Here is an 18,499-nt window from a genome sequence, read left to right as displayed (position 1 = left end):
TCCGACAGTTGCTGATTACACCGCCGCAAGGAATCGCAAGAAGCGTGCCAAGGCCTGAACGTTTCGGCTCAAGCATTGGGTTAACAAATTATAAATAAAGGACTTTAGGTAGAGCAGGCTGCCCGATGGAGTGCGTATCAGCGTCCGCGGTGCCCCGCTGGCTCCAAGGCCGTCGGCGGATAATCGGGGTCGTGCTCAAAAAACGAGCAGCTATTTCACAATGGCGCCAAAGAATGCACAAGAATCGGGCATTTGCGCCATGACAAGTGCAGTCGACTCCAGTAGATTGGCGATGCCGGATGTCCTCCGGCAGAGGTTGTTTGCACCACAATCTCACAGCCCCGTACGTTCGCGAGGCGTACGGGGCATTTCTTTGTCCCGAAATGTCTCGCCGGACAGGTTACGGATCGATTGACGCCCACCCCCTGCCGCGTTCACCGTTCAAAATCGATTGATTCGCCGTTTTTGCAGGAAGCCTCGATGACCGCACTGGCCGAATTCGCCATGCTCAGCCACGGCTGGCGACGCGCGCTTCTAATGATTTTGGCCGGTGCAATAGCAGCGCTTTCGGTGGCGCCGCTTTTTATACTGCCCGCGCTGTTCATCGGGCTGCCGCTACTGGTCTGGACGCTGGACGGTGCCGAGCGGCGCAAAGGGATTTTCGGCAGGATTTTTGGCCCGGCATTCCGGATCGGATTCTGGTTCGGGTTGGGATACTTCACCGCTTCGCTTCACTGGCTCGGTTTTGCCTTTTTCGTCGATGGCGGTTGGCTGATCGGGGCGATGCCGCTCGCGATTGCCGGGCTGGCGGCGATCCTTTCGATCTTCTGGGGCTTGGGAACGGCCGTTGCGCATTTGTTATGGGCGGCAGGCGCCACCCGCATCTTCGCGCTGACCGCCTGCCTTTCGCTGGCGGAACTCGCACGGGGTACACTTTTCACCGGCTTTCCCTTCAACCTCCTGGGCTATGCATTAACGGCCAATGCCGAGATGATGCAGGCCGCCAGCCTCGTTGGCATTTATGGCCTCACCTTTGCCGCCATCCTTGTTGCGGCGACGCCGGCGCTGGTGTGGCCCGGCGCGGACAGATCAATTGTCAGCCGATTGCTGCCGCTGTTCGGGGGGTTCGGGCTTATCGCGCTCCAATTGGGCTGGGGATATCAGCGACTCGCCAATACCACGATCGAATATTATGATGATACCGTCATCCGCCTCGTCCAGCCGGCAGTGCCACAGGACGATAAATGGCAGGTCTTTGCCCGTGAGGAGATCGTGACGCGGCTGATCGATCTGTCCACCATGCGCACCGGCCCTGATGATAGGGGGCTCGAGGATGTGGATATTCTTCTCTGGCCTGAAGCCGCTCTACCGTTCTTTTTGTCCCAGGAGCCGCAATATCTCGCCCAGATTGCGCGGATGCTGCCTGAAGGCACCGTTCTTTTGACCGGAGCGCCGCGAGAGCCCTACGGCCCGGATGGAACGATCATACCGGGCGCACAACCCTACAACGCCATCCTTGCGATCAATGCGGATGGCGAGGTGGTCACAAGCTATGACAAGACCCATCTTGTCCCCTTCGGAGAATACCTCCCCTTTCAAAGCTTTTTCTCGCGCTTTGGTATCGGCCAGTTTGTCTACGGGTCGGACGGCTGGGCAGCGGGGGAAGCGCGCCGGCTGATCGAATTGCCCGGCTTGCCGGCCGTTCTGCCCCTCATCTGCTATGAGATCGTCTATTCCGGCGGATTGGGCGCCCTGGTCGCGGACGCAGCCTTCATCCTTGTTGTAACCAATGATGCATGGTTCGACGGATCGATCGGCCCGGCCCAGCACTTCCACCACGCACGCCTGCGCGCCGTGGAAGAAGGCAAGAGCATGGTTCGGGCGGCCAATTCGGGTATTTCAGCCTTTGTCGATCCGCTTGGGCGCATCGGAGGTATGCTGGGGCAAGAGGAAGTCGGCGTGCTCAAAGGTGTGCCGGCCCGGCCTGTCGAGGCTACGTTCTTTGCCCAGGTGCGCAACATCCCGTTTTTCGGATTCATCCTCGCAGGCTTGCTGCTTCCTGCCGCGGGTCTTTGGGTCGGCAGGCGAAAAAGGATATAAGGAACTCTTTATATCTACTCTTGATTTCAGCACACCAACCTGCGAAAAGCGCGATTGAAAGTGCGCGGGAACGGCCCGCGCACGCGCATCCCATCGTGCGCCCTCCGCCCACACGCCAAGAGGTTTAACGTGGCCAGTACGAACTACCTATTCACCTCGGAATCGGTTTCCGAGGGGCATCCCGACAAGGTCTGTGATCAGATTTCCGACGCGATTGTCGATGCGTTTTTTGCCATAGATCCCTATTCGCGCGTCGCGCTCGAAACGCTGGCGACCACCAACCGCGTCGTTCTGGCGGGTGAAGTGCGCGGGCCCAAGCAAATCGATGCGCAGAAAATGGAAGAAATCGCGCGCACGGTTGTGCGGCGGATTGGTTACGAGCAGGAGGGCTTCAACTGGAAGACCCTCGATGTCGCCTGCCATGTCCATGAGCAATCCCCCCATATTGCGCAGGGCGTCGATGCGTCGGGCAACAAGGACGAGGGCGCAGGCGATCAGGGCATCATGTTCGGCTTTGCCGTCAACGAGACGCCCGAATTGATGCCCGCGCCGATCATGTTTGCGCACACCATCCTGCGCAGAATGGCCGAAGCGCGCCATAAGGGCGAGGTCTCGGCGTTCGGGCCGGACGCCAAGAGCCAGGTGACACTGCGCTATGAAAATGGCCGCCCGGTTGGGGCAACCTCGGTGGTCGTTTCTACCCAGCACACCGAAAATACCAGCCAGGACGAAGTGCGCGAACTGGTGCGCCCTTTCGTTGAGTCCACCCTGCCCAGAGGCTGGATGCCGCCGGAAGACGAATTCTACGTCAACCCGACTGGCGCCTTCGTCATCGGAGGACCGGATGGGGACGCTGGGCTTACCGGGCGCAAGATCATCGTGGATACCTATGGTGGGGCCGCTCCGCACGGGGGTGGCGCGTTTTCGGGCAAGGACCCCACCAAGGTCGACCGCTCGGCTGCCTATGCCGCGCGTTATCTTGCCAAGAACATCGTGGCTGCCGGATTGGCGGACAAATGCGTTATCCAGCTCTCCTATGCCATCGGCATTTCCAAGCCGCTTTCGATCTTTATCGATACATACGGCACGGGCAAGGTGGAGGATGACAAGCTCGAACCGGTGCTCCAGAAGGTGATGGACCTCTCCCCTCGCGGCATCCGCGAGCATCTCGGTCTCAACAAGCCCATCTATGAACGCACCGCCGCTTACGGGCATTTCGGGCGTACGCCGGATGCCGATGGCGGGTTCTCATGGGAAAAGACCGATCTCGCCGAAGCGATCGCGGCGGAGTTGACCTGATCGCCAACGCGATGGATCAATCCCGAGGGCGCGGCGCTTGCCGCGCCTTTTGTTTTCGCCTAGAGCGTCTCAACCATGACACTCAAACCCATTCCTCAGGATCCGCGCGGGCCGCGTGCCTTTTTCGGGCGGCGGGCCGGCAAGAAGCTGCACAAAGGCCAGCAAGCGCTCTTCGAGACGCTGTTGCCTGAGCTTTCCCTCGATATTTCCGCCCCCTTCGATCCGCGCGCCCTGTTCCCGGACGCCAAACACATCCATCTTGAGATCGGCTATGGCGGGGGCGAGCATCTGGCACGGATGGCGCGGGAAAATCCGGGTGACGGCTTCATCGGCTGCGAGGTCTTTACGGGCGGGATCGGCAAGCTGCTCGAAACTATCGACACCGAGGGCCTGCGCAATATAGCGCTCTTTCCCGATGACGTGATCAAGCTGCTTGCCGTGATGCCGGATGCATCCATCGACCTCCTCTACGTTCTTTATCCCGACCCCTGGCCCAAGCCGCGCCACCACAAGAGACGGCTGATCCAGTTTCCGGTGCTCGCCGAATTCGCCAGGGTGCTCCAGCCCGGCGGAACGTTCCGGTTTGCGACCGATATCGAGGACTATGCCAACTGGACGCTGGCTCATGTCCTCAGAACACCGGAATTCGTCTGGCCGATCTCGGCCCCCGGCGCATGGCATACGCCCTATCCAGGCTGGGTGCCGACGCGGTATGAGATCAAGGCGCGCAGGCAGGGGCGGTCTACAAGTTTTTATTTCGAATTTTTTCGTACGGACAGGACAAATGAGCGTTAATCCCGACCATCAGAGCCGCCACGTGGCGGTGCAGGAAATTGCCAAAGCCGCCGGCGCTGTGGCGCTCGACTATTTCCTCAACCGTGAAACGCTGGTGATCGAGGCCAAGGCAGGACCCCAGGATGTGGTCTCGATCGCCGACCGCAATGTGGAAACCCTTATCCGCGAGAAGATCGCCGCCCAATTCCCCGAGGACGGGATCATGGGCGAGGAACACGATCCGGTGCCGACGCGCTCGGGGCTGACCTGGGTGATCGATCCGATCGATGGCACTTCCCCCTTCGTCATGGGGATGCCGGACTGGTGCGTTTCGATTGCCGTTCACGATGGTAACGAGGTGGTTGCCAGCGCTATTTTTGCCCCGCGGGTGGACGATCTCTATCACGCGGTCAAGGGCGGTGGGGCATGGCTCAACGGGCGACGCCTTGCCGTCGATCCCGCGCGCACTGTGCAATCGGGCCTAATTGGCATGGGCGCCAACTACCGGATTCCGCGCTCCTATATCACCACTTTCGCCGAACGCCTGCTCGACGCCGGCGGCATGTTCTATCGCAACGGATCGGGCGCCTTGATGATCGCCTATGTGGCCGCAGGCCGTCTGGCGGGCTATTTCGAGCCGCACATCAATGCCTGGGATTGCCTTGCGGCGATCTTGATGGTCGAGGAAGCGGGAGGCTATGTGGCGCCTTATTGCCCTGACGGCGAGCTTTCGAAGGGCGACGCGATCCTTGCGGCAGCGCCCGGCGCCCGCGAAGAGCTCATCGCGCTATCCTCAGGGCTGTCGCTCAGGACCAGTTCCTGAGTTTCGACGTCTTGCCGATGCCGGGATTGAAGCTGTTGGTAGGGTCGAGCGATTTGTAGAAGTCTTCCAGGGCAGGCTTCGCCGGGTACAAGTGCCCCACATTATGCTCGGCGGGGTATTCGACGCCGCTGGCGTCAAATAGCCCGAGCAGTTTTTTCTTGATCGCCTCGACGTCCCCGCCCTTTCTCACCATGTAGTCCAGATGGAGCACATGGCAGAAAAAGTGCCCGCAGGCGCCCTTGTGGACCATTTCCGCATCGAGTTCCGGTGGCAATTGGGGAACGAATTGCGTGGCGTTTCGGGGCAGGGCGACGTCGAGCGCAAGAATGTCCTCGACAGTATCTGGATGCACGGCACGATAGCGCCCGCCTGCCCCACCAAAGGCAAAGCGGTGGAGGAAGGCGTCGGCGCCCTCGCCGGGCGAACACTCGAAAAAGTCCCCGTTCTGCGATGGAAAGATCGAAGAAAGGTAGTGCCGCGCTTCGGCAATCCCTTCGCCGCCCATTTTGATCATGAGGTAGTGGCTGTAGCGCCGATGATAATCGTTCATCCGCTCGGGCAGATGTTCGGGCAGGAGGTTGACGAGCGCCTGCAGGATTCGATCTGTGACGGCCCCGCCGAGCCCCAGCTTTTCGCTTAGCCCGTCGAACCAGCTCTTGACCATGAACGCCTGGGGTACGCGGTCGGTGCCCAGATACTTGATCAGGAGGAACACGTCTTTGCCGTATTTGCGCGTGGTGCCATAGGCATCGCGGTCGAAATACTCGCCCTGGATGGGCAGGTTGGCGAAGTTGCCCAGCATATGGCGACGGATGGCAACCAGTTCAGCCGGGTCATTGGTGCCGATATAGAAAACCTGGCTCTCCTTATCGGCTTCGAAGGTATCGAGCCGCAGGGCGAATACCGCGAGCCGCCCAGCGCTGCCGGACGCTTCATAAAGCCGGCGGGGATCGGCATTGAACCGTGCGGGGGTCGATGCATCGATATCCCGAACATGATCGCAGTATTGATGGTCTGACGCCCACTGATTGGTGTCGTATGTGATATCGCTTTCGGCATATTGGCCGCTGTCGAGGCGCGCGAGAATCGTTTCTGCGCTCTCACCGAGTTCGACGCCCAGATGATTGACCAGCCGCAACTGCCCATCCGCGCCCAGTTGGGCAAAGAGCGCGAACTGTGTGTAGGCTGGTCCGCGCTGGATGAGCGAGCCGCCAGAATTGTTGCAGACGCCTCCGGTGACCGAAGCGCCGATGCAAGACGAACCGATCACCGAATGCGGTTCGCGGCCAATGGCCCGCAGCGTTTTTTCGAGCGCGTCGAGCGTCGCGCCGGGCAGGGCGATGACCTGCTTGCCGCCGTCGATCAGATCGATGCGCTTTATGCGCATGGTATTGATGATGACGATGGGGCGGTCATAACCGTCGCCAAAAGGCGTCGAACCCCCGGTCAGGCCGGTATTGGCGGCCTGGATGATGACGATGACCCCGGCCTCGACGCAGGCTTTCAAAGCGCGCCACTGCTCGAGTAGCGTTCCGGGCCTGACAACGGCCAGCACCTCTCCATCGCCGAACCGGTATCCCTTGCGGAAACGCCGCGTGGCGCGATCCCCTACGAGCACGTGACGCGGGCCGGTGATGGCGCAGAGCGCCGGAATGAGGGTGTCGGTCATGGCGGGTCCAACGGCAAACTAAGGCGCAGGACCATAACGCCGCCACGGCACAATAATAGCCTCTCTTTTGTCGCGCCCTGCCGCTCGCTCAATGCACCGTGATGATGCCATCCACAGCCTGGAATTCGGCCGGCCGGATCAGGCGCTGGTGCGCGATGCGGATCGAGTGGAGCGGGCCCTCGATCTCGCGCTGCCAGAAATCTAGAAATTTCCTCAAGGAGGGGAAGTCCGGGGCCAGGTCGTGGTGCTGCCAGATGAAAAGCTGGAGCAGCGAGGGCTGGTCGGGCATGTGATAGTGAATTTCGGCCGTGGTGAGCCCGTAGCCGCTGATCTGACGAAGAAAGTCCTTATCCATACTTGCGCCTTTCCGCACTGAATGCTGCGGGCCTTTCCCTTCTCGCTGACGCCTTTTGTTTTTTGCAAACAAGATGATAGCGCTCGAACCAGGATATGGGAAATCAGCAGCCTGGCGCGGTGAGTGCTAAACCCTCGGCTTTGCCCGGTTGGTTGGAGACGCGGTGAGCGGGTCGTCGGGCCAGTAATGCTTGGGGTAGCGGCCTTTCAGGTCCTTGGCCACGTCCTTCCAACTCCCGCGCCAGAAACCGCGGAGATCGCGGGTCGTCTGGATGGGGCGATGGGCTGGTGAAAGTAGCGAAAGAAGCAGTTTGACCTTGCCGCCGGCGATTGCGGGATGCGTATCGAGCCCGAAAAGTTCCTGCACCCGGATGGCCAGCACGGGGCCGTTTTCGGCGCCGTAGTCGATTGGCACACGGCTGCCCGAGGGGGCATCGAAATGCGAGGGCAGGAGCCTGTCCATCGCGCCACGCCTGTCCCAAGGGAGGAAGTCGTAAAGCGCCGCCGACAGATGTTCGGCAGTGATCTCGTCGAGACGGGAGAGCCCCTTAATGTGAGCAACGATCCAGGCTGCTCCGTCTTTGGCCAGCGCGTCATCGGAGAGATCGGGCCAGTTCTCTCCGAGATGCTGAAAGAGGAAGCTTGCGCGTTCACGCAGTGCGACCTGGTCCTTGGACCAGGGTAACGCCTGGACACCGATCTCCGCGATCCCCTCGGCAAGAAGGGTGGCTGCGGCCGCCTTGTCTTTGATCGGTACGGGCGCGTCATCGAGCCTTACCGCGCCGAGCATCCGCTGTTTTCTGGCGCGGACGGCCTTTGCCGTACGGTCGAAGGCAAGTGTTGTTTTCTCGACAATCTTTCCCGCAAAGACATCCTCGATGGTCTGGCGGTCGATAGCTGCGGCAGAGCGGATCTTGGCGTTGACCGCCTTGCCCGTCATGTCGGCGACGACAATGAAGGCTTCGCGCGCCAGCGCGTCCGTCTCATCGATCCGGCCTTGGCGCCCATTGGCGAGGCGGAAGGTCCCGCGGGCGCCCGATGCCTGCGCGATTCGATCGGGAAAGGCGCGGGAGAGATGATGGCCGATTTCAGATTGGCCGGTCCCGGTTCCCCCGCCGACGAGGCGAGCCCAGTTTTGTGCGAGGCGGCGCGCTTCTGCGGCGCGTTTCGAGCTGTCGCTGCGAACGCGTTGCACCCGAATGGCAAGATCGGTGTCGCTGCCGCCTAGACCTTGCTCGCCCAAGACAACACCGACAAGGGCGGCATCCAACGCCGCTCCCTCCTGCGATGCCAGCGCCACCATGTGCCCCAGGCGGGGATGAAGCGGCAACTTTGCAAGCAATCTGCCGTGTGCAGTGATGCGACCTTCCTCATCGAGCGCGTCGATGATTTTTAGAAGGGTGACGGCTTCAGCCCAAGCAGGGGCCGGTGGCTGATCGGGGAAGCTGAGGGCCGCAGGGTCGGACACACCCCAATTGGCCAGATCGAGCACCAGCCCGGAAAGATCGGCTTCCGTAATTTCGGGCGGATCGAAAGGGACAAGCCCAGCCGTCTGGCCTTCGTGCCAGAGCCGGTAGCAGATTCCGGGCTCGGTGCGTCCGGCACGGCCCCGGCGCTGGTCGGCGGCGGCGCGGGAGACACGGCGGGTCTGGAGATGGGTAAGTCCGGTATCGGGTTCGTAGACCGGAAGGCGCGACAGTCCACTGTCGATAACGACCCGAACCCCTTCGATGGTCAGCGAGGTTTGCGCGACGGCCGTTGCCAGAACGATCTTGCGTCGTCCGGGCGGCGCGGGTTGGATCGCGCGATCCTGTTCGGCCCCCGAAAGCTGTCCGAAAAGCGGGGCAATATCGGTATCGTGCCCTACCCGCCCGTTCAGCGCCTCGGCAACGCGGCGGATTTCAGCCTGACCGGGAAGGAAGACCAGCAGCGAGCCCGTTTCCTCGCGCAATGCTGCGAGCGTGGCAGAGACCACGCTATCAACGATTGGCGTATTGGGCATGGGTGCGATGTGTCGGGTCTCGATCGGAAATGACCGGCCCTTGCTTTCAATGATTGGCGCCTCGCCCAACAGTGCTGCAACGTTTGCGCTGTCGAGCGTCGCCGACATGACGACAATGCGCAAATCTTCGCGCAAGGCGGTGGCATCGAGTGTTAGCGCCAGCCCCAGATCGCCGTCCAGGCTTCGTTCGTGAAATTCGTCGAACAGCACCGCCGCGATGCCCGTGAGTTCGGGGTCGTCGAGGAGCATGCGCGTAAAGACACCTTCGGTAACGACCTCGATCCGGGTTCGGCCGGACACCCTGGTATCGAGCCGCACGCGATAACCGACAGTCTCGCCCACGGCCTCCCCCAGCATTGCCGCCATGTAGCGCGCAGCGGCACGGGCAGCGAGGCGGCGGGGTTCGAGCATGACGATCTTGCCCTCGCCGCGCCACGCCGTATCGAGCAGGGCCAAGGGAACGCGGGTCGTCTTGCCCGCGCCGGGCGGGGCGACCAGCACCGCGCGCGTGCCGTTCTCCAGCGCCGATTTGAGCGCCGGGAGGGTATCGTCGATGGGAAGCGCGTCGCGGGACTCGGTCATTGCCCCTCTCTTGCGGTTTTGGCTCCCCAAGGCAAGTGCCCCAAAACGCGAATCTGCAAGCGACCGGTCTCTAGCGAGACTCAGAAATCACCCAAACCCCAACTGAGCTTTTGAAGCGGGCGTCTGATGCGTTGCCGCGGTAGCCGTTACTGCGCGGCGATCATCGCCGACTTGAGCGCGCGGATGGTATCCGCATCGGTAATCTTGCGGCCCGGCAGTTCGAAACCCAGCGCTCCGGCCGGCCCGCCATCCGCCGCCCTACGGCGTGATCCCGAGGCGTGAAGTTCCCTGACACCAAGGCGCGCAATCAATTCGGGCGCGTTGGTAACGGTGACGCCGGAGCCCGGCATGATCGAGATTCTATTTCCGGCCAAACGTGTAATGTCCGTCAGCGCTTTCAGGCCCTTATCGACATTTTCTGCGCCGCCCGCCGTGAGGATGCGCTCAAAGCCCAGGGCGACGGCAAGTTCGATGGCTTCTGCAAAATCGGGTACGAGGTCGAACGCGCGATGCAAGGTGGTGCCGAGCCCCCTGGCACGTCCGCAGAGCGCTGCGAGCGTTCCGGTATCGAGGCGCCCGTCGGGGCGGCTGGCGCCCAATACCACGCCCGCGAATCCCAGCGCGCGCACATGATCGATCTCGGCGATCATTGCATTGATCTCGGCAGCGGCGAAAACGAAATCGCCCGCCCGCGGCCGGATCATGACGTAAACGGGGACCGGGGCGGAACGCGCCGCGGCCAAAAGGCCTGGTGAAGGCGTCAATCCGCCGAGCGCGAGCGCGGCGCATAGCTCGATACGGTCCGCCCCGCCTTCAATCGCGGTGGCCAGCCCTTCGGGATCGTCGACGCAGACTTCGAGCACGCTCATCGGTCGCCCATCCAGAAATCAAGCCCCATTGCGGCGGCACCGATGAGGCCTGCATCGGGTCCCGATTTTGCGGGAACGACAAGCGGCGCTGTCGTGCGTGCGAGAATTCTTTCGCGCACAGCCAGGTCAAGCTCGGCGACGAGGGCCGTGTCATGTCCCAACCCGCCACCAACCGGAACGATGCTGGCGCCGGTTATATTGATGGCAAGGGCAAGTGGTGGTGCCACAAGCGCAAGCCAGGCACCTACAGTGCGGCTGGCGGTTTTATCCCCCTGCCGCCAGCGGGCCAGTATCCCCATGCTGTCGAGCGATTGGCCCGCCAGGTGAGCGTGCAGTCTTTCAAGGCCGCGCGCGCCCCCGACCGTATCGACGCAGCCCGACTGCCCGCAGCCACAGGAAAAATGAGGTATCGGTTCCGGTTCGTTCGCGACAAGGGTCGGAACGATCGCGCCATGTCCCCATTCGCCCGCATAACCCCCCCTGGGATTGATCAATTTCCCGCCCGCAACAAGCCCCCCTCCAACGCCTGTGCCAAGAATGATTCCGAAGACGGTATCGTGGCCACGCCCCGCGCCAAGCCGGGCTTCCGCCAGAGCAAAACAGTCGGCGTCGTTGGCAACGACGACCGGAACATGGAGGCGGGATTCAAGATCGCCGGCAAGATCGCGTCCATCGATGGCGGGAACATTGGCGCAGATCATGCGCCCATCGGTCGTGATGCCGGTGACCGAAATCGCGATGCCGCGTACGGCGTCGGACGCGGCGGCGAGTGCCCCTTCGAGCACGGCGCAAAAGGCCTCGAAGTCGGTGCGGGGCGTGGGCACGCGCTCAGTAGGCGTAATTGCAGCCAGCGTTTCAGCATAGCTCCATTTGATTGCACTGCCGCCGATGTCGAATGTCAGAATCATGGAGCAGAGACTAGACTTCGTCCTGCGCCTTACAAGCGGGCAAATCGACAATTGAGCCATCCAGGACGTTCAGCGCCCCTTTTGGTTGCCTACCGAATGTTCTAGATACTGCCCAAAATTTGAACACTTCCGTTCGTCGGCGATTCAATGGGCAAAAATCGTCACCGCCAGCCTCCAAATTGAGGGTTCTTTAACGGCCGCGCGCCTTTGATGACGCCGGGGAGAGATCGAACTGTTTGTGGGGCCGGACGACCATGTTTTCGAGACTCAGTATCGCTCAGCGCATCTATGCGGGGTTCGGCGCCTTGATGGCTCTCCTCGCGGCGATTGTCGTATTTGCCTATTTGGGCGTGAACGGTATCTCGCAGACCTTCAACGACTACAGGCAGGCGGCGCGGCAAACCTTGGCCGTTTCGGAATTTGTGGAAGCACTGTCCGCGACGCGGCTCGCCGATCTCGACTACCGGCTGGAAACCTCGGCCGGCAAAGCGAGCGAACTGGCGAGCCGTATCGAGACGCTGATGCTGCGCGATCCCGAAGTGCTGGCGCTCTTTGAAAATGATGCCCAAGGGCTTGCGGCGCTCGAACAGTTTTCCGCCTCGGCCAGCGCTTATCAAACCGCTTTTGTCGCGATGACCGGGTTACAGACCCAGGTCGATGAAAAGATTGTCGAGCTTCGGACAATCGGGGAAAAGTTGCGCGCTGATGCCAACGCGGCCCTGCGCGCCGTGAGCGGAAACTTCAACGCCACGGGCGCAGCCGGTTTCGCCGTTCAGGCGACCATCCTCACCCAGTTCGATGTCGAGCGGTTCCTTCTGACGGCAGATCCCGCTGTCCTCGAAAGCGCCCATGCCAATCGCGCCACCGCGCAGGATAATCTCCGCTCGCTGCACGACGCAGTGCTGGGCAATTCCCAGAAGGCTACTGCCAATCGCATGATTGCCGACCTCGACACCTATATGGCCCTGGCCGAAGATGTGGCGGAGGCCATGTTTGCGCGCAACCGTATCATGACTGGGGAACTCGATGTTCTCGGCCCGCAAATGCAGGTTGCGTTCGGGGCAATGCTCCAGACAATCCGCGAGCGGCAGGATCGGCTCGGGCCCGAAGGGGCAGCGCTCGCTGACGCGACCGTCTGGACCGTGCTCGGCGCGGGCCTCCTTGCGCTGGTCGCGGGGTTCGGATTGGCCCTTCTCATCGGACGCGGCCTGTCTTCTGCCGTCAAGTCGATTGCCAACCATATGCGCCGGCTCGCCCAGGGCGACCTCGACCTTGAGCTCGATGACGGCTATGGCCATGAGATCGGCACGATGCTCGAGGCTCTGGCCGTCTTCCGCAACAATGGGAAGGCCATGCGCGATCTGGACGCCGAAAGAACTGCTTCCGCCGAACGCGATGCAAGGGAAAACGCTTTGCGCGCCGACCTCCAGTCCCGCGTGGGCGCGGTGGTCACTTCGGCTGTCGCCGGCGATTTTTCGGTGCGCATTGCGGCCAATTACGACGATCCCGAGCTTCAGAACCTGGCCGACAGCGTCGACACCTTGATGCAGACTGTCGACAACGGCGTTTCGGAGACCGGCGAAGTTCTGGCAGCAATGGCAAGGGCTGATCTCACCCGGCGCATGAAAGGGGATTATCAAGGCGCTTTTGCCAAGCTCAAGTCGGATGCCAACGCAATGGCCGACACCTTTGCCGCGATCGTGGGGCAATTGCAGGTAACGTCGCGTGCCCTCAAGACCGCAACGAGTGAAATTCTGCACGGCTCCAACGATCTTGCCGACCGCACCACGCGTCAGGCGGCAACCATCGAAGAAACTTCAGCCGCGATGGAACAGTTCTCTCGCACGGTTCTCGCCAATGCCGAGGCAGCCGGCGATGCCCTCGGCAAGACCCGGGCTGCCGCCGAACTTGCAGACAAGGGCGGCGCGGTGATGAGCGAGGCCAATGCTGCGATGGAAAAGATCACCGCATCCTCGGCCAAGGTCTCCGATATCATCAAGTTGATCGACGATATCGCTTTCCAGACCAATCTTCTGGCCCTCAATGCGTCGGTGGAAGCGGCGCGAGCCGGGGAGGCGGGCAAGGGCTTTGCCGTCGTCGCCATTGAGGTGCGGCGCCTGGCGCAGTCAGCAGCGCAGGCTTCCAACGAGGTCAAGTTGCTGATCGAACAATCGGCCAACGAGGTCGGCAGTGGCACGAAACTGGTGGCCCAGGCCGCCACTGCGCTGCTCGATATCCGCAAGGCCGTAACCGAGAATACCGAACTTATGAAAACCATCTCGATGGCCTCCCGTGAGCAAGCATCGGCAATCGAAGAGGTTTCTGCGGCCGTCCGCCAGCTCGACGAGATGACACAGCACAATGCCGCTCTGGTCGAAGAAACGAACGCGGCAATCGAGCAGACCGAAAGTCAGGCCAGCGAAATCGACCGCATCGCCGATACCTTCATCCTCGAGCTCCATGCCGATGCCGAAGAGGGAAGGGCTGCAGCTTGACACGTGGGGCGATCCGCCCCAAGCCTCTTGCCATTCTCCCTTCTCCCCCCTATAACGCGGCGTTCTTGAACGGGCCGCCCGGCCAAAAGGCATGCCGTGGCGGTTCCAGAATGCGAAAAAGACCCCGAGCTTGCCTTGCGGGTCCGAATAAACAAGGAAAAGCAAAATGCCGAAGATGAAGACCAAATCGGGCGCCAAGAAGCGTTTCAAGGTCACCGCGACGGGCAAGGTTCTCGTTGGCGCGGCCGGCAAGCGTCACCGCCTCATCAGCCACAATGCAAAGTACATCCGCTCCAATCGCGGCACCTCGGTCCTCTCGGACCAGGACGCCAAGATTGTCAAGAAGTACATGCCCTACGACCGCTGATAAGGAAGCCATGACATGTCACGTGTAAAAAGAGGCGTCACCGCCCACGCCCGCCACAAGAAGGTTATCAAGGCCGCCAAGGGTTACTATGGCCGCCGCTCGACGACTTATCGCGCCGCGGTGCAGTCGGTCGAGAAGGCCGCACAGTACGCCTATCGCGACCGTAAGACCAAGAAGCGCAATTTCCGTGCGCTCTGGATCCAGCGCATCAACGCCGCCGTCCGCCAGCACGGGCTGACCTATGGCCGATTTATCGACGGCCTCGGCAAGGCTGAGGTCGCGGTGGACCGTAAGGTCCTTGCCGATCTGGCTGTGCACGAGCCTGCCGCTTTCGAGGCGCTCGTTGCCAAGGCCAAGGGTGCGCTCGCCTATCTGGGCGATATCGAAGCAACGACCCGTCAGCGGGTCTCCGCTTAACGCTCCCAGCTTTAGCTGAGGCCGGAACATAAAGCCTTGCACCATCCCACGTTTAGGGGTGGCGCGGGGCTTTTTCGTTTGTTACCGCTTCGCACCGAATACCACCGAGATTCCAGGTTCACCCAATGACCGACCTTGCTCCAATGTCCGCTTCGCTCAAAAAGGCGATTGCCGATGCCGATACTCAGGCGGCCCTCGAAGCCGTACGGGTTTCCGCGCTGGGCAAAAAGGGTTCGATTTCCGCGCTGCTGGCGACCCTGGGGCAGATGTCCCCCGAGGAGCGCAAGGAAAAGGGCCCAGCGATCAATGGGCTCAAGAACGAGATCACCGTCCTGATCGAAGCCCGGCGCGCCGAGCTTGAAGCCTATGCCCTCGAAAAGCGCCTCGCCGCCGAGAAGGTCGATATTACGCTCCCCTTGCGCCCCGCACCTGCGGCCGCCGGCCGTATTCATCCGGTCAGTCAGGTGATCGACGAAATCACCGCCATCTTCTCGGATATGGGGTTTGCGATAGCAGAAGGCCCGGACATCGAGACAGACTATTACAATTTCACCGCGCTGAACTTTCCCGAAGGCCATCCTGCGCGGGAAATGCATGACACCTTCTTCTTCAGCCCTGGCGCAGACGGGACGCGCAAGCTCCTGCGTACGCACACCTCCCCTGTCCAGATCAGGGTGATGCAGAAGACCAATGAGCCGCCGAGCGCGGCATATCTCACCGCGCCCATCGATCCTCCCATCCGTGTCGTCATGCCGGGCCGCACCTATCGCAACGACAGTGACCAGACCCACACGCCGATGTTCCATCAGGTCGAGGGGCTGGTCATCGACAAGTCGAGCCATATAGGCCAGCTCCGCTGGGTGCTCGAGGAGTTCTTGAAGGCCTTCTTCGAAGTCGAAAGCGTCAAGCTGCGCTTCCGCCCCTCCTTCTTCCCCTTCACCGAGCCCTCGATGGAAGTCGACGTCCAGTGCGACCGCTCGGGCAATGAGGTCAAGATCGGACAGGGGAGCGACTGGCTCGAGATTCTGGGCTGCGGCATGGTCCATCCCAATGTCATCCGCAATGCGGGGCTCGACCCCGACGTCTATCAGGGCTTTGCCTGGGGCATGGGGATCGACCGCATCGCCATGCTCAAATACGGCATGCCGGATTTGCGGGCGTTCTTTGACGCCGACAAGCGCTGGATCGACCACTACGGCTTCCGCCCCTTCGATCTGCCGACCTTGTTCGGCGGTCTGTCGAGTTGATGCGTTGAGCCAGACAAAAGGGTACCGAACACAATGAAATTCACGTTCTCCTGGCTCAAGGAACATCTCGAAACCGCTGCGAGCGTCGACGAAGTCGTCGAAACGCTCACCATGATCGGGCTCGAGGTCGAAGGCGTTGCCGATGCAGCGGCGCGACTAAAGAGCTTCGTCACCGCTCACGTGGTTTCCGCCGAGCAGCACCCCAATGCCGACAAGCTCCGCGTCTGCAAGGTCGATGCGGGCACGGGCGAGTTGATCGATGTCGTCTGCGGCGCGCCCAATGCGCGTACGGGATTGAAATCGGTCTTTGCCTTTGCCGGGACGTATATTCCGGGCAAGGATATCACCATCGGCAAGGGCAATATCCGGGGTCAGGTGTCGAACGGGATGCTGTGTTCGGCCGCCGAGCTCGAAATCTCTAACGATCACGAAGGCATCATCGAATTGCCCGACGATGCTCCCATCGGCGTCTCCTATCCCGATTATGCGGGCATAGACGAAGTGGTGATCGATGTGTCCATCACCCCCAACCGAGGTGATGCAACCGGGGTTTACGGCATCGCGCGCGATCTTGCCGCCTTCGGACTTGGTACACTCAAGCAGACCGATTTTTCGCCGGTGCCGTCCAAAGGCCCGAGCCCTATTCCCCCGCTCCCGCACCGGTTTGCCGAAGGTGAACCAAAGGCGATCCGCAAGTTCGCCGGGCGCTATATCAAGGGTATCGGAAATGGTCCCTCTCCCGATTGGTTGCAGCAACGCCTGCGCGCGGTCGGCCTGCGACCCATCAATACCGTCGTCGACATCACCAATCTCGTTTCGTTGGGATGGGGCCGGCCGCTCCATGCCTATGACGCCGACAAGGTCGAAGGCGAAATGGTGCTGCGCAACGCGCATGGTGAAACCTTCGATGCGCTCGACAACAGGATCTATACGCTCGACGAGTCGATGACCGTCATTGCCGACGACAAGGGACCGCTGTGCCTGGGTGGCGTCATGGGCGGCATCCGGTCTGGCGTCACCGATGAAACCATCAACGTCTTCATGGAATGCGCGAGCTGGGACCCCGATCTCATCGCCCAGACAGGCCGCAAGACCGGCATTATTTCGGACGCGCGCTATCGCCTCGAGCGCTCCGTCGATCCTGCGCTGACCGAGCCCGGCATGGAACTCGCCACCCGCCTCGTCCTCGAGCTTTGCGGCGGCGAGCCGATGGAGCCCGCCATTTCAGGCGAGGACGTCTTCCCCGATACGAAAATCGAGTTTCCGCTGTCGGAAACCAGGCGCCTCACGGGTCTTGACGTTTCGGCCGAACGCATCGGCGAAATCCTTGCGCGCCTCGGCTTCGAAATGACCGGCACGGGCGCAACCCGCCACGTCAAGGTGCCTTCGTGGCGACCCGACGTGACGCAAAAGGCCGATCTCGTCGAGGAAGTCATGCGCATGGTCGGCATCGACAACGTGCCGGTCGAGCCACTTCCGCGACTGGCTCATGTGGCCCCTCGCATTCTCACCACCATTCAGAACCGCCGCCGCCTTGCACGCCGCGCGCTTGCCGCGCGAGGGCTGGGCGAGGCCATCACCTGGTCGTTCATTTCTGCCGATCTGGCCGAGAGCTTCGGCGGCGGCAAGCCGGAACTAAAGCTCGCCAATGCCATCGCTTCCGATATGACCGACATGCGCCCCTCGTTGCTGCCCGGCCTGCTCTCGGGCGCGATGCGCAACCAGAACCGGGGTCATGCCGATGTCGCGCTGTTCGAGGTGGGGCAGGTTTTCCTTTCCGATTTGCCGGAGGGTCAGCGCACCTACGCAACTGGCATCCGCACGGCAACTGCCGGGATTAACGGCGCTGGTCGCCATTGGCAGGAAAAGCCCCAGCCGGTCTCGGTTTTCGATGCCAAGGCCGATCTTGCCGCCGTGCTCGATGCGCTGGGCGCCGACATTGAAAAGCTGCAAATCGTTGCCGAACCTGCTTCCTGGAGCCACCCGGGCCGCGGCGGCCGTATCCAGCTCGGGCCTAAGGTCATCCTTGGATGGTTCGGAGAACTTCATCCTTCGCTCATTTCGAAATTTGATCTCGATGGTCCAGTCGTGGCGTTCGAGCTCGATCTCGATGCGCTGCCCGAGCCCAGAAAAAAGCCCACGCGCTCGAAGCCGGCGCTGGAAATTTCGCAGCTTATGGCGGTCAGCCGCGATTTTGCCTTCGTGGTCGACGAGAGCGTCGAAGCCGCCGCGATCCTCCGGGCTGCACGCGGGGCCGACAAGACGCTTATCGGTGACGTGACGATTTTCGATGTCTTCACCGGCGCCCATGTCGGGGAGGGCAAGAAATCGGTGGCCATCGAAGTGACTCTCCAGCCCCGCGATAAAACGCTGACCGACGAGGAGATCGAGGCGGTTGGCGGAAAGGTCGTCGCGGCGGTCGAGAAGGCCACCGGGGGTGTCTTGCGTGGGTGATACCCGGGAAGCGCAAAGGGCACGGGTGGTCAGACTCGACCATTCTTCGGCTTTCCTGTCGGAGGAAGGCGAGTTGCGCCGTCTCCCGCGAGCACCCAAGCGCAAGCGGCCACCCGAGTACTGGGCCCAATTCGAGGAC

14 protein-coding genes are annotated in these 18,499 nt (G+C 61.6%); 9 read left to right on the top strand and 5 right to left on the bottom strand.

Annotation, left to right across the window (positions count from 1 at the left end):
- The first annotated feature begins 480 nt into the window (after positions 1-480).
- The 4 genes from lnt to I2G20_RS11345 all read left to right on the top strand — a co-directional run bounded on the left by lnt (position 481) and on the right by I2G20_RS11345 (position 4,996).
- Complete coding sequence (lnt, locus tag I2G20_RS11360) at positions 481-2,100, top strand: apolipoprotein N-acyltransferase (RefSeq protein WP_196259837.1); 1,620 nt, start codon at positions 481-483, stop codon at positions 2,098-2,100.
- A 129-nt stretch (positions 2,101-2,229) separates the two neighbouring features.
- Complete coding sequence (gene metK / locus I2G20_RS11355; protein ID WP_196259836.1) at positions 2,230-3,399, top strand: methionine adenosyltransferase; 1,170 nt, start codon at positions 2,230-2,232, stop codon at positions 3,397-3,399.
- 75 nt (positions 3,400-3,474) lie between these two features.
- Positions 3,475-4,194 (top strand): tRNA (guanosine(46)-N7)-methyltransferase TrmB, encoded by a 720-nt coding sequence (gene trmB / locus I2G20_RS11350; protein ID WP_196259835.1) that lies wholly within the window; start codon positions 3,475-3,477, stop codon positions 4,192-4,194.
- Positions 4,184-4,996 carry an inositol monophosphatase family protein gene (locus tag I2G20_RS11345; RefSeq protein ID WP_196259834.1) on the top strand — a complete coding sequence of 271 codons (813 nt, stop codon included), beginning with the start codon at positions 4,184-4,186 and terminating at the stop codon, positions 4,994-4,996. The genes trmB and I2G20_RS11345 overlap by 11 nt, the downstream gene beginning before the upstream one ends.
- On the opposite strand, the gene dld is transcribed toward I2G20_RS11345, so the two are convergent.
- The 5 genes from dld to I2G20_RS11320 all read right to left on the bottom strand — a co-directional run bounded on the left by dld (position 4,980) and on the right by I2G20_RS11320 (position 11,380).
- Positions 4,980-6,665 (bottom strand): D-lactate dehydrogenase, encoded by a 1,686-nt coding sequence (gene dld, locus I2G20_RS11340; RefSeq protein WP_196259833.1) that lies wholly within the window; start codon positions 6,663-6,665, stop codon positions 4,980-4,982. The genes I2G20_RS11345 and dld overlap by 17 nt on opposite strands.
- 88 nt (positions 6,666-6,753) lie before the next feature.
- Positions 6,754-7,020 (bottom strand): usg protein, encoded by a 267-nt coding sequence (locus I2G20_RS11335; protein WP_196259832.1) that lies wholly within the window; start codon positions 7,018-7,020, stop codon positions 6,754-6,756.
- Positions 7,021-7,146: 126 nt separating this feature from the next.
- On the bottom strand, positions 7,147-9,603 hold the full coding sequence (hrpB, locus tag I2G20_RS11330) for an ATP-dependent helicase HrpB (protein WP_196259831.1): 2,457 nt from the start codon (positions 9,601-9,603) through the stop codon (positions 7,147-7,149).
- A 146-nt stretch (positions 9,604-9,749) separates the two neighbouring features.
- A complete protein-coding gene (locus I2G20_RS11325) occupies positions 9,750-10,472 on the bottom strand; it encodes a copper homeostasis protein CutC (RefSeq protein ID WP_196259830.1) in 723 nt (240 codons plus the stop codon).
- A complete protein-coding gene (locus I2G20_RS11320) occupies positions 10,469-11,380 on the bottom strand; it encodes an ROK family protein (protein WP_196259829.1) in 912 nt (303 codons plus the stop codon). Before I2G20_RS11320 ends, I2G20_RS11325 begins: the two co-directional genes overlap by 4 nt.
- Before the next feature lie 254 nt (positions 11,381-11,634).
- Between I2G20_RS11320 and I2G20_RS11315 the strand changes: the two genes are divergently transcribed.
- The 5 genes from I2G20_RS11315 (at position 11,635) to pheT (ending at position 18,360) form a co-directional block, all read left to right on the top strand.
- On the top strand, positions 11,635-13,875 hold the full coding sequence (locus tag I2G20_RS11315) for a methyl-accepting chemotaxis protein (RefSeq protein WP_246473041.1): 2,241 nt from the start codon (positions 11,635-11,637) through the stop codon (positions 13,873-13,875).
- A gap of 166 nt (positions 13,876-14,041) precedes the next feature.
- Positions 14,042-14,242, top strand: coding sequence for a 50S ribosomal protein L35 (rpmI, locus tag I2G20_RS11310; RefSeq protein WP_196259828.1), 201 nt, complete (start codon positions 14,042-14,044; stop codon positions 14,240-14,242).
- Positions 14,243-14,257: 15 nt separating this feature from the next.
- Positions 14,258-14,659, top strand: a complete 402-nt coding sequence (gene rplT, locus I2G20_RS11305; protein ID WP_196259827.1) for a 50S ribosomal protein L20 — start codon at positions 14,258-14,260, stop codon at positions 14,657-14,659.
- 125 nt (positions 14,660-14,784) lie between these two features.
- Positions 14,785-15,906, top strand: coding sequence for a phenylalanine--tRNA ligase subunit alpha (pheS, locus tag I2G20_RS11300; protein WP_196259826.1), 1,122 nt, complete (start codon positions 14,785-14,787; stop codon positions 15,904-15,906).
- Positions 15,907-15,939: 33 nt separating this feature from the next.
- A complete protein-coding gene (pheT, locus tag I2G20_RS11295; protein ID WP_196259825.1) occupies positions 15,940-18,360 on the top strand; it encodes a phenylalanine--tRNA ligase subunit beta in 2,421 nt (806 codons plus the stop codon).
- Positions 18,361-18,499: the final 139 nt, after the last annotated feature.

The organism is Pelagibacterium limicola (genome assembly GCF_015694405.1).
GTDB classification, from domain to species: Bacteria; Pseudomonadota; Alphaproteobacteria; order Rhizobiales; family Devosiaceae; genus Pelagibacterium; species Pelagibacterium limicola.
The sequence above is the reverse complement of the archived record's forward strand: the minus strand, read 5'-3'. Positions and strand labels throughout refer to the sequence as shown.